A 13094-nucleotide genomic window follows, 5' to 3' on the forward strand; every position below is an offset into this window, starting at 1 on the left:
AACACCGTTTGTAATTTGTAAGCTTTCGGTTTTGGTTTTTCCTGCTACTTCCAATTTGGTATCCGGGTCATCTATTCCAATACCCACATTACCAATAGATGTAATAGAAATTCCGTTGATATTCGATTTTAATCCTTCTCTATAATTGGACAAAATCATAAGCTTACGTCCTACTATAGAAGAGCCAAAACTAATAATCCCATCATTTGTTGCATCAAAGGTATACTCTGCATTGGTGCGTATTTTGCCATCAACATCTAGTCTAATACCGCTGGTACTTACTTTTCCTATTCCTACATTTGAAGATGCTCCTGAATTATAACTTATACCATTACTTTCGGTGAGCCATGGTGAAGGGTCTCCTCCACTACCTCCAGTACTTGGTGCGGCCCAATAGGCTGTTCCAAAACTACCATAGGTTAAAACATCTCCTGTACTTCCTCCTGGTAAAATTAAACCTGTTGCAGAAATTGTACCGCTTACATCTAATTTGGAATTCGGTCTACTTGTTCCAATCCCAACATTTCCGGCATCGTAATATAAATCTGCTTTATTGGCAAGTGTCCAGTAAGTTGAAGTGGTTTTGCTATTCTTATTATTTGAATTATTCAACTCTAGTTTGTTTTCTTCTTTTTTTATATCTGTTTGCGCAGAAACAGATGAAACCATAAATGCTATTATAATAGCATACCATAAATACTTTTTCATGAATGAAAAGAAATTATAAGAAAGCACAAAGAATCTACTTTTTTTATTCTCAATGACTTTCTTTCACCAATAACAAAGCTTAATTGCTATCAGCATATATTATTACTACTTTTGTAGCTTATTCGGCCCGTTTCTGAGTTTACTCCGGATTTGTTGCGAAAATGGTGAGAGCTAAGGACGGGCTGATTGTTTCTTTTTTATCATAAAAAAATATACCAAATAAGCGAAACAATGGCCGCCAGCCAGCTAAGTAAATTCGTTTTCCTCCAGTTGAAAAATCCTATTATTGCTTTGTAGAATACCACACATAAACCTAGTCTCTCACAAAGAAATTAAAAATACTAAACTGTATATATTCTCAATATGTATATATAAGGGGGGGGTGCCAAATATTTTGACAATCTGCCTTATATAATTCTTTATTAGGCTTTTGTGTGTTTTTCATGCGATAATTTTGTAAGTGATTTCGACAAATATAGTAATATTCTTTATATACTTATATTTATTTTGAAAAAAATGATTAAAATGAAATATTAAAGGAGGGTTATATGTATTAATACTCTTTTTAAGGTTTTCGTACCCTTTTTTTTTGAGATTTTTTACAATTCTTCTTAATCTTGAAGAAAACATCTCTATTATATCTTTTTTTACAATTCAGCCTAGGCTAATTTCATACTTTTGAAATTATCTTTGTGAACAATAAAAGAAATCGGATGGACACAGTTAGATTAAAACAAGACTTACATCAATTAATTGATACTATTAGTGATACTCATATTCTTCAAGAGTTTTATTCTATCATTAGTGATTATTCAAAAAGCAATAATAAAACAGACATCCTTGACGAACTAACTGAGCAACAAAAGCTTATTCTAAACGATTCGCTTGATCAATACAAAAGCAATGAAACCCTAGAGAACGAACAAGTTAAAGCCAATACGAAAAAATGGCTAGAAGAATAATCTGGACAAAAGACACAAGCTCCTTAGCTCGAATTTGCAATGAGGAGTGTATATAGAAAATAATAATCTATAGTTTATAAGTTTTATCTTTATCTAACATCATACAAAAGTAACAAATAGCTGTGAGTATTATACGCACTCGTAAAACATTTCCGAGCGAGCTAGACTTCCTAAGCATCTGTATTTTTGTACTATAAAAATGATGTTCCTATCAAAATATACATCTATTTTTTTTGTGAACATTTGAGTTTCTGGGGAGAGATTATAGAAAAAGCTGTACCACGAAGGAGCTCAAAGAAGACACAAAACCCACAAAATGAACAAAATAACAATTCTTCCTTTGTGTATTTTGTGACTCCTTGGTATTTTTTGTGCTATAACTCATAAGAAACAAGATGCGTTTGCCCTGTGATAAAGACCATTTCATTATATAATCAGTATAATTAGTGCTTGCCAGAAAACGCCAATTTCTTCGTTACTCTTGTTTTGAAAATAGTTATTTACAAAAGTAAACGCCTGATTTTCAAAACTGCGAAAGCCTCGAACTTGACGCCTTCTGACTAAGCATTCCAAAAATCAGCAGTTTTCTTGCTGACACTAATTATTTCTATTATGGATTTTTTACAATTCAAGCTATACAGGAATGTTTATTTTTGCGGATTCAATTCAACAAAACATCAAATAGCAAATAATATGTCCAAAGCAAAAACTTTAGATAGAAACCAAATAGACGCCAAATACAAATGGGATTTCACTCACATCTATTCCGACTGGAATGCATGGGAAGAAGATTTCAAAAACATCAAAACTCAAACTGAAGAACTCACCCAATTTAAAGGAAAGCTCAAACTAGGAGCAGACTCTTTACTAAGCGCTTTTGTATTGATGGATGAAATTGAAAAAATCCTCTATAAAGTTTATGCTTATCCTGCTTTGCAAAAAAGCACCGACAATAGCAATAATGAGGTCTTGGGGAAAATGCAAGAAGTAAGCATGTTCCTTGCTGATTTCAATACCGCTACCTCTTGGGTAACTCCAGAAATTATGGAGATTCCAGAGGAGGAGTGTAAAAAATGGCTGGACGAGAACGAAACACTACAAGTCTACAGGTTCAATTTAGAGAAAACCTACCGAAGAAAAGCCCATATCCTTTCCGAAGAAATGGAAAAGCTCCTCTCCTATTTTTCTAGTCCATCAGGAACAGCAGCCAATACCTATACCATGCTCACCACTGCCGATGTGAAATTCCCCGAAATAGAATTAAAAAATGGAGAAAAGACCAAGCTTACTCATGGAAACTATTCGGAAATATTAAATACTTCTAGAGTTCGAGAAGACAGAAAGTTGGCAGCCGAGAATTTCTATCCTTTGTATAGCGATATCAAAAATACCATTGCTGCTATTTATAAAGGCATTTGCGATAAAGATGTGGCTTTTGCCCGAAGCCGTAAATTCAAGAGTAGTTTAGAAGCCAAATTGGATAGCAATAATATTCCTTTGGAAGTTTATGCTAACCTGGTAAAAACGGTTGGAGAAAACACTCAAGCATTACAGAAATATCACAAGCTACGTGCAGAGCATATGGATTTATTGGGTGACTATCACGCCTATGATTCTCGTTTAACTCTAGTGGAGCACGATAAAAAATACGATTTTGAGGAGGCCAAGAAACTAGTTTTAGAGTCGGTTAAACCATTGGGAGTAGATTATGAAAATAAGTTTAATAAGGCTTTAGAAAACGGGTGGATAGATGTTTACGAGAACGAAGGAAAGTCATCCGGAGCTTATAGTATGGGAGTTTATGGCGTTCATCCATTTATTCTGATGAATTATAATGGAACCCAAGATCATGTATTTACCTTGGCTCACGAACTGGGCCATAGCCTACACACCATGCTCTCAGAAGAAAACCAGCCTTTCAATATTCATGAATACACCATTTTTGTAGCCGAAGTAGCCAGTACTTTCAACGAAAGACTCCTCTTGGATTTAATGCTGGAACGCAGCACCGATCCTTTGGAGAAAGCAGCTTTACTACAACAAAGCATAGAAAATATCATTGGTACTTTCTTTATCCAAACTATGTTTGCTGATTTTGAATGGCAAGCCCATCAGATGATAGAAAACAACCAAGCCATGACAGCCGATAGCCTTACTAAGCTTTGCGAGACTTTAGATGAGAAGTATTATGGAACTGAAGTTTTTACCCGTGACCAAAAGAATATTTTCTGGGCTCGCATCCCTCACTTCTATCGCTCTCCTTTCTATGTTTACCAATACGCCACCAGCTTTGCTGCTTCTGCTAGTTTATATCAACAGGTAAAACAAGGATTAGCCAAAGGCGATAAATCTAGTCTGGAGAATTATCTAAACCTCCTCAAATCGGGTGGAAATAATTATCCGGTAGAACAACTAAAAATAGCTGGAGCTGATTTAACACAAGAAGCTACTATAAAGGCTGTAATTGATGATTTAGGGGCTCAGGTTGCTGAATTGGAGGTATTGTTGAAAGGGTTAAAAAAAATAACAAATTCGCCACCAAGACACGAAGGCACCAGGAATTGAATACGAATTGGATTCTAGACTTTTTCCTTTGGTAATTTCTTTAATAAAGATAAGAAAGGGAAGCCTTCACGAAGGTGAATGATTCCCTTTCTCTAAGGCTTCCCTTTACCTATCCAGTTCCATATAAAATCTACTTCTTCATCTCAACAGCCAAATCAGCACCCAATCGAGCATTATTATAAACCAGCTGAATATTAGATTCTAGGCTTTTTCCTTTGGTGATTTCTTTGATATAAGACAATAAGAATGGAGTAATGTCTTTACCTTTTACATTTTGCTTATCAGCTTCTTGTAATGCAGTTTCGATGGCTTCAGTAATCAGGTTATAATCCATGGCATACTCTTCTGGAATTGGATTTGCTATCACCACTCCACCTTGAAGATTCAAGGCAAATTTGGTATTGACAATGCTTGCCAATTCTTTAGCCGAATCGGAACGATGTAATAAATCAAAACCACTCTGACGGGTATAAAAAGCAGGCAATTCATCGGTTTGATAACCAATAACTGGGACTCCTTGGGTTTCTAAATATTCTAGTGTTAGCCCTAAATCTAAAATGGATTTGGCTCCCGCACAAACCACAGCTACATTGGTTTGAGAAAGCTCGGTTAAGTCGGCAGAAATATCAAAATTCTCTTCTGCTCCCCTATGCACTCCTCCAATTCCTCCAGTTACGAATACTTCGATTCCAGCCATTTCAGCAATAATCATAGTGGTAGCCACAGTGGTAGCTCCGTTTAGCTTTTTTGCCACAATAAATGGTAAATCTCGGCGACTCACTTTTGCCACATCTTTGGCCGTTCCTAAAAACTCCAATTCTTCTTCGGATAAACCAACTTTTAATCGGCCATCGATAATACAAATGGTAGCTGGAAATGCTCCTCTTTCTCTAATGATAGATTCAACCCTACGAGCAGTTTCTACATTTTGAGGATAAGGCATTCCATGTGATATAATAGTGGATTCTAAAGCTACAACAGGCTTGTTATTTTTTATTGCTTCTGCAATTTCTGGATGAATATCTAAATATTGTTCAATCATAATTCTTGTCTAATGTGATTTGCCAGTTCTAAATTTAATTGAGGATTCACTGCTTCTTCACTTTGTAAAGCAGCTAGCGACAAAGCGGTGGCAAAGGTAGCCGATTCTTCCAAATCGTAATCATATAAATGGGCAAAAACCAATCCCGCCATAAACGCATCTCCTGCCCCTGAACTATTCACCACTTTACTTATCTTGCTCCTAAAAACTCCACTCTTCTCAGTATTCCCATAAAAACATCCTTCCTCTCCTTTTGAAATAAAGACCTGTTGTATTCCAGTACTAACAAAATCTTTTAGCATCAAATCTAAATCCTTGGCCTCCTCAAATTTTATTCCCGATAAGTGCTCAGCTTCTATTAAATTGGGCTTGATGGTATGGAAATAGTTCAATATCGATTTTGCCTTTTTTGCTTTTGAAGTAGAAACTAAATCTAAGAAGATGGGAATCTGTGAAAAATTCTCAGCAATATACTTCAATGTTTCCTCAGACAAATTGGTATCTAAAACGATGCAATCAGCATCTTCGATTATTGATTTCTTTGAAGCCATAAACTCTGGACTTAATTCGTCAATAATTTCAGTGTCAGAAATCGCCATGGCCATATTACCATCGGGATTGTTTATCGACAAGTATATAGCAGTAGAGGATTCTGATGAGAACAAACTATTGTCAATTTGAATTCCTGTTTCTTGACAATGAGACTTTAATCCAAGGGCATAAACATCGTTCCCAAAAGCTGTGATGAGTTCAACATGACAATCTAGTCTTGCCAGATTCTCAGCAATATTTCTTCCAACTCCACCGCTGGAAAACTTAATCTCCCCAGGATTGGAATCATTCTCAATCAAAGGCTTTGAAGAAAACCCAGTGATATCGGCAATTGCCGCTCCTATAACTATTACTTTTTTCTTTGATGATTTAGTTTCACTCATACAATTTCTGTTTACAATGAACAAAGATAAACTTCATTTCTTATACTTAACTATCAAATCCTAAGCTTTAGCACTAAGCTCCACGATGGAATTCACAAAGTTTCATGACTAAATCCTATTTTGATGTGCTAGGCAAAATCTATTTAAAGTATGATAAAGTCATAACAAAGATGCCTATTCTTAATATTATGTGCTGGTAGGCTCAACTTAGTTCCTTTAATATCAAATATCCCATTTCACCTGATTTGTTCTCGTCGGTTGATTTACTATTTTTTTTGTAAAAAACACTAATCATCCTTTTTTGTGGAAAAAAGGAAGCAAAAAGCCATCCCAAACAATTGCCACCCCACCTCTTATAAAATATTGATTTGTCTACCAAAGTAGAAAACTAATGACCAAATAATCCTACCTATTATCTGATTTTTAGGTAGTAGTTTCTATTTCAAATTTATTCGATGTCATTACTTTAAAAGCCAAGGCCCTTTGCTGACAAATCAAATATTCTATAATTCACCGCATGAGCCGGCCTAAGTTTGGGAACAGCCTGCCCTCTGTCTTCGAAAATATATTACCGCTAATGTTATTAGTTCAAGCTTATATAATGAAGAAGTTTTATTTGAGTATATTTTGTTGTGAACTCGAAATCGATGAGGGCTCCTGAATTAAACCACGCAAAATTTATAAAGACTTCCGCAGGAAGTCTACTCCGCCTTATCAGGAAGTCGTTAAACGGAGCAAATGGATTGTAGGAAACAAAAATAATACTGTTTGACGCTCGTTAGTGACACTCCATAGGATGTCACTATAAGGAGGAGTTTATTGTTTTTCCGAAAACCATTTGTCGAGTAGACTTTCTGATACAGCGGCTGTTTTTGCTGTCCTTTTTCGAAAAAGGGCCTGAAAAAATATTCAAACAAATATAAGTCTGGGGCATCCAAACCCAAGTCTAAATAATCTTATTTCATTGAATTTGTGGCGATTGCGATTCCCATCCTATATAAGTGCAGAAAACAAGAAAAAGTATGTCTGTCCACTGATTCCACTAATTTTCACTGATTGTAATTTGTGATAATTCGTGGACATAAAATAAGTATGCATTTGTCCAAACGAAGTTTCACAAAGAAACTATTAAACACACAATATAATTGGTATTTAAATACCAATAAGTTTACTTTTGCAACCACAAATCATCATCATGTTTAAATTCTTCAAGAAATATCATAAATGGCTAGGGCTGATATTCGCCCTTTTCCTTATCATATACTCCCTTTCTGGCATTGTTTTAAACCATAGAGATTTACTTTCTGGTGTTGATGTGAGTAGAAAACTCATGCCCAAAAGCTATACCTATAAAAATTGGAATTTAGGAGCTTTACGTGGAAGCGAACAAATAGGCACCGACAGCATCCTTCTTTATGGGAATATGGGCCTTTGGTTGGCCAATGGGGACTTGAACAATTTGAGAAGCTTTGCTGAAGGATTACCTGAAGGCATGGACAATAGAAAGGTTTTTAAAATCTATAAATCGCATAAAGGGAATTTATATTTGGCCAGCCTCAGGGGAGCTTACTCATGGAATAATGGAGTAAAAGAATGGAAGAAAATACCCATTGAAATTGAAGATGAAAGATTTGTGGACATCACCGAAAGAAATGGTGAAATTATCTTTCTGAGTCGTAGCTTCTTATTTAAAGGCATAGATAATCCTGAGCAATTAAAATTTGAAAAAATCCAATTACAAAATCCAGCTGGATATGATAATAAAATTGGACTATTTAAAACCCTATGGTTTATTCACTCTGGTGAAATTTATGGTCATTGGGGGAAATTACTCGTCGACCTTTTGGGTGTGGTTTTTATATTATTGAGCCTTGGTGGGGTCATTTACTTCTTTATGCCACGAAGAATTAAAAAGAAACACCAACAAGGGGAATCTATCGAGCAACTCAAAGGGTTTCATAAGTGGAATATCCGCTGGCATAATAAACTCGGCTACTGGTTTATCTTCTTTTTATTGATTACCACCATTACAGGGATTTTCCTCCGTCCACCCGGATTAATATTTATAGCCTCCTCCAAAGTGGGCAAAATTCCATATACCTCATTGGCCACTTCTAATGCTTGGTTTGATAAACTCAGAGCTATCGATTATAATGAAGAAAGAGGAGTCTATATCCTATTAACAGATGAAAGAGCCTTTGAGCTGGACAAGGAAATGGAGTTGGCGCCTATGGCCTTTGAGTTTCAGGTTCCCATTAGCATCATGGGAGTTACTGTTTTTGAGAGAATATCAACAGACACCTATTTAGTAGGAAGTTTTGCCGGTTTATTTGAGTGGAATCCAAGAAGAGGAATCCTCAACGATTTCCAACACCAAAGGCCTTATGTTCCGGTACAAACCATGGGGCCTCCAATAGAAAACAGCAGTATTAGTGGCTGGGTGGTAAATACCCAAGGTGAAGCCTTTTATACGGATTACGATTTCGGAATTAAAGGAATCAATCCTGAATGGCAAACTCCAGAAATGCCTCAGATTATTAAAGAATCACCCATCTCTTTATGGAATTTGGCCTTGGAAATTCATACTGCACGCTACTTTAGCTTTATCTTTGGAATAGGCTATATCCTTATTGTACCTATAGTTGGTTTCGCAACCATATTTATTCTTATTAGTGGATTGGTAGTTTGGTGGAAGAAGTATAAAGGGAGTTAACTAAGTAGAAACTCTTGGTTTCTTAGCAATAATAATATCTCTCTTTATGGATTTATCCACCATGTGTTCAAACTGAAGATTGGGTTCATCATTTAACACTTCAAAACCATTCTCCACAAAAACTTCCGAAAGCTTATGTTTAGAAACTACAAATGAATTCCAGGCCAAAACAATGGTTCCTCCTGGCTTAAGAATCTGACTCCATCCAGGTAAACATTGGATTAATAATTGATATGGATTTCGTGTGATGGAGTTTGATTTCTGAGCAACAGCATTTCCATGAGCTATTCCATAAGGCAAGTCACCTACAATAACATGGAAGCTTTCTTTTTTAAAGTATTTAGCTGCATCCTGAGACCGTCCATTTACTATTCCCAACTTTCGTCTAGAGGACTTCTCTTTAAACTCTTGCTTACTCTTTGCATACTCAAACTCACGAACCATAATAGCTTCGGATTTATTTTTACCGTAAATCCTTCTGCTATTAGACTGATGTTTATACTTTTCCTCCTCTAAAAACTTCTTAAAAAACACTTCACAGGCATGTGTTGATTTCGAGTCGATTTCTATTCCCATAGGCTCAAAATTATAAACTACAGCTTCAAAAAGAGTCGTTCCCCTACCTGCAACGGGATCGAGCAATCTAATTTGATCTCGGTAATCAAAATCACTGGATAGCAAAGCCACATTTATCATCATCTTAGTGAATAGCTCATTAGTTTTGCCAGGATACTTCAATAGAGAACTGATTTTCTGGTCTACATATTCAAATTCATATTTGGAAATGGGTATCAAACAATCACTTTCTTTATCATGGTCTTTAAAGATAGCAAACACAAAGGAAAGCCTTGATAAAACCTGTAAATCGTAGTCTGTGATTTCATCTTTGGTAGTGAAAGAAATATAGCGAATACCTTTGATATTTACTATATCTATTTCTTCGCAAGTTGCTTCTAATCTTCTTGTTGCTATCTTTAATTCTGCCAAAGCCAATTCCCCTGACAGATTATAATAAACCCTATTATGCCCTGGGTTTTGTAAAATCAAATACCTATTCATATTCTAAAAAAAATCTTAAAAACAACTTTTATCCAAAACAAAGCAAATTTCGTAATATCAAACTAAAATAGCTTAAGTGTACTATAAAAACCTATTCTGACTGAGATTAAGATGCTTTAAACTACAGTGAATAGTTAATCAGTCCTCAAAAATAAATATTTCTAGTAATATACAACCTTAAAACAAGGTTTGTTTCATTTAGTTCTTAAGAACTTCAAGTAATTTATCTCTAAGCTCTTCTCCTTTGAGTCCTCTGGCGACAATTCGTCCTTCTGGGTTAATTAAAAGAGAGGCTGGAATGCTTTTAACACCATAATCTATGAAAGCATTATCTTCAAAACCCGAGACCAATGAAACATTTATCCAAGGTAGATTATCTTCATTAATTGCAGAAAGCCATCTTGACTTATCAAACTCAGCTGCTACACCTAAAATTTCGAATTTTGCATTTTTCAAGCTCAACTCTTGATGTAATTTTACTAAAGCAGGAATTTCTTGCTTACATAATTCGCACCAAGAAGCCCAAAATTTAACCAAGACATAAGAGCCTCTCAAAGAAGATAGCCTTCTCTCTATACCAGCACTATCTTTACTAATGATTTCAGGAGCTAATCGACCTTGCTGAACCAATTCCAACACTTTCATTTGGGATTTTATCTTCACAGAGTATGGATGGAATCGCAAACTCAAATCCATTAAATTATATAGATGATTTAGTTCTTCAAAATTTCCTATGTGGTAACGATAATTTAAAATCAAATATGGGTTAAGAGGAGAGTTAGGTTCACTTTGTATAAAAGCATCAATCATTTCTAATTCTTGTTGACTATTTTTCGCTAGGCTCAATCTAGTTTCAAACTCTCGCAACTGCACATTCATCCTGGCATCAATAATTTTAAGCTCTTTGGGATTATCAAGGTCTCCTTCAATGAAGATTTTATCTGTACTAATATAAAATGGCAGCGTTGGTTGATTATTCGTCCCTATAAAATACATTTCGGCATGATTAAACTCACCATCAAATCGAAACTGTCCATCTTCTATCTTTTTAGCCCCTATTCTTTCATAGGTATATCCTAAGTAATTCCCTGCCTTAAATAGATAAATACTATCAGACTGATAATTTAAAAGGTCTCCTTTTATATGATAAAAATAGGTCTTGGTGTTGTTATCTAAATGACAACCAAAAAAAACAATGACCACAAAAGTAAGCACTAGCAGAAAATGTTTTTTAAGCCTCATATTCATATTGTTTATTATAGAAACAAATCGATATCTATTCATCATTAAGCTTCAAAGATAAAACTAATTAAATAATTAATACCAAAATCACATGAACCAGAAGAGAAATTTCAAAGTAGACCTAACTGTCTCTTTTCATTAAGTTATCTGCCACAGAAACAAGAACCATTTCTTTATCTTTTGGAAGATGGATAGCATGGAGTTGCAACATGGCTTTAGAATAGAACTCCTCCATTAATTGACGTGTTAATTGGCTGATTTCATATTTATTAAAAAGGTTTAATACCTCTGTCACTTTTTCATCATTACCCTCATCCTGTATCGTATACAACTCCACTAACCTTTTTTTATCAATTTCATCAGCCAGTTCCAAAGCTTTTAAATAAAGATAGGTTTTCTTATTGGTTCTAATATCACCACCAGTTTGCTTTCCAAAAACAGAAGTATCACCAAAAGCATCCAACAAATCATCTTGCAACTGAAAAGCCATACCAATATTTTCACCAAAATTATAGGTCAACTTACATTGATCAGCACTGGCGCGAGCAATAATCGCTCCGACATGCATACTTCCACCAATCAGAACAGCGGTCTTTAACTTAATCATCTCCAGATATTCTTCAATACTTACATGCTCGGCTGTCTCAAAATTCATATCGTATTGCTGGCCTTCACATACCTCTTTTCCAACCTTATTAAACACTGTAAAAAGGTCAAACAACAAATCCTTGGGAGAGCTAAGCAAATAATCATATGCTAGCACCATCATGGTATCACCACTCAAAATAGCCCGATTAGCGTCCCATTTTTTGTATACGGTAGGCTCTCCTCGTCTTATTGGGGCCTTGTCCATAATATCATCATGCAATAAAGTGAAATTATGAAACGTCTCCAAACCTAAAGCCGCATTAACAGACTCCTCTATTTTTCCACCGAAAATATCGCAAGTCATAATCGTTAAAGTAGGACGCAACCTCTTACCTCCCAAACTCATAGTATAAGTAATGGGTTCGTATAATTCGACAGGAGCATGATCAAATTTCTGCTCAGCAATCTTTAGTTTAATAATCTCTTGGTAATCTTGAATTGTCAACATAAATCTATTTTAGTGCTGCAAATTTAAAAATTCAAGTGAAAGCAAAAAGAAATCTTTTCAAACTCAGATAATTATTCAAAAAAAGAATTCCTCAGAAAGCTTTAAAGATGTCAAAATAAATCGTATTTTTGCACCGCTTTTTAAATGGAGAAAATAGTCTTTTCATCAATTAAACAGCACCCTCCCTCTTTGGAGAGAGTTTAAACGCTTGAATTTTAAGCATTTAAAAGCATTAGATGGACAGATGGAGGGGACAGCAGTCCCCTTTTGTTATAATCTGTTTAAAGAAAAATATGATAGGAAAAAAGAAAATAGAGGCATTAATTGAAGAAGGATTATCAGGAACAGATCGTTTTTTGGTAGAACTCAACATCAATGAAGCCAATCATATAGAGGTTTTTATTGATAGCGACACAAGGGTAGGAATTGATCATTGCGTGGAGTTGAGTCGTCAAATAGAGTCTAATTTGGATCGAGAAGAAGAAGATTTTTTTCTGAATGTATCTTCAGCAGGCTTAGATCTTCCTCTTCGCAAAAAACGTCAATACTTGAAACATGTGGGCCAACTTTTAAAAATAAAATTAACTGACGGCTCACAGATATTGATACGTGTAGAAGAAGTGAAAGAAGATGGTATATTAGGGACTCCATTGAAGAAAAACCCTAATGCAAAAAAAGGTTCAAGAAAACCTTATCACGAAGAAGAACCTTTAATAATAGAGTTTAACTCTATTCAAGAATCAAAAATAGAAGTTGTTTTTTAATCTATATA

10 protein-coding genes are annotated in these 13094 nt (G+C 35.2%); 4 read left to right on the forward strand and 6 right to left on the reverse strand.

Translation table 11 applies throughout. The annotated features are described in order from the left end of the window. Nucleotides 1–708, reverse strand: a 708-nt coding sequence (locus tag HNS38_RS14915) for a hypothetical protein (protein WP_216663737.1), incomplete at its 3' end; no start/stop codon positions are given. Nucleotides 709–1421: 713 nt separating this feature from the next. Here HNS38_RS14915 and HNS38_RS14920 point away from each other — a divergent pair. Both HNS38_RS14920 and pepF read left to right on the forward strand, forming a co-directional pair. After that, the gene (locus HNS38_RS14920) at nucleotides 1422–1670 is read left to right on the forward strand and encodes a hypothetical protein (RefSeq protein WP_172284144.1); all 249 of its coding nucleotides are present in this window, start codon (nucleotides 1422–1424) and stop codon (nucleotides 1668–1670) included. A gap of 693 nt (nucleotides 1671–2363) precedes the next feature. Continuing rightward, nucleotides 2364–4235: an oligoendopeptidase F gene (gene pepF, locus HNS38_RS14925; RefSeq protein WP_172284146.1), complete on the forward strand. Its 1872-nt coding sequence runs from the start codon at nucleotides 2364–2366 to the stop codon at nucleotides 4233–4235. A 130-nt stretch (nucleotides 4236–4365) separates the two neighbouring features. Here pepF and HNS38_RS14930 read toward each other — a convergent pair whose 3' ends face one another. Both HNS38_RS14930 and HNS38_RS14935 read right to left on the reverse strand, forming a co-directional pair. Beyond that, complete coding sequence (locus HNS38_RS14930; RefSeq protein ID WP_172284148.1) at nucleotides 4366–5277, reverse strand: pseudouridine-5'-phosphate glycosidase; 912 nt, start codon at nucleotides 5275–5277, stop codon at nucleotides 4366–4368. Then, the gene (locus HNS38_RS14935; RefSeq protein ID WP_172284150.1) at nucleotides 5274–6212 is read right to left on the reverse strand and encodes a carbohydrate kinase family protein; all 939 of its coding nucleotides are present in this window, start codon (nucleotides 6210–6212) and stop codon (nucleotides 5274–5276) included. The genes HNS38_RS14930 and HNS38_RS14935 overlap by 4 nt, the downstream gene beginning before the upstream one ends. Before the next feature lie 1195 nt (nucleotides 6213–7407). Between HNS38_RS14935 and HNS38_RS14940 the strand changes: the two genes are divergently transcribed. Then, entirely contained in the window at nucleotides 7408–8925 is a 1518-nt protein-coding gene (locus HNS38_RS14940) for a PepSY-associated TM helix domain-containing protein (protein WP_172284152.1), read from the forward strand. On the opposite strand, the gene HNS38_RS14945 is transcribed toward HNS38_RS14940, so the two are convergent. From HNS38_RS14945 to HNS38_RS14955, 3 genes are all read right to left on the reverse strand, one after another. Then, complete coding sequence (locus HNS38_RS14945) at nucleotides 8926–9984, reverse strand: TRM11 family methyltransferase (RefSeq protein WP_172284154.1); 1059 nt, start codon at nucleotides 9982–9984, stop codon at nucleotides 8926–8928. It lies immediately after the preceding gene. A 198-nt stretch (nucleotides 9985–10182) separates the two neighbouring features. After that, a complete protein-coding gene (locus HNS38_RS14950; RefSeq protein WP_172284156.1) occupies nucleotides 10183–11226 on the reverse strand; it encodes a TlpA disulfide reductase family protein in 1044 nt (347 codons plus the stop codon). 121 nt (nucleotides 11227–11347) lie between these two features. Further along, nucleotides 11348–12322 carry a polyprenyl synthetase family protein gene (locus HNS38_RS14955; protein WP_172284158.1) on the reverse strand — a complete coding sequence of 325 codons (975 nt, stop codon included), beginning with the start codon at nucleotides 12320–12322 and terminating at the stop codon, nucleotides 11348–11350. Between the two features lie 293 nt (nucleotides 12323–12615). Between HNS38_RS14955 and rimP the strand changes: the two genes are divergently transcribed. Continuing rightward, nucleotides 12616–13086: a ribosome assembly cofactor RimP gene (gene rimP, locus HNS38_RS14960; RefSeq protein ID WP_172284160.1), complete on the forward strand. Its 471-nt coding sequence runs from the start codon at nucleotides 12616–12618 to the stop codon at nucleotides 13084–13086. Nucleotides 13087–13094 lie beyond the last annotated feature (8 nt).

The sequence above is a fragment of the Lentimicrobium sp. L6 genome (genome assembly GCF_013166655.1).
In the GTDB taxonomy this organism is placed as follows: Bacteria; Bacteroidota; Bacteroidia; order Bacteroidales; family UBA12170; genus UBA12170.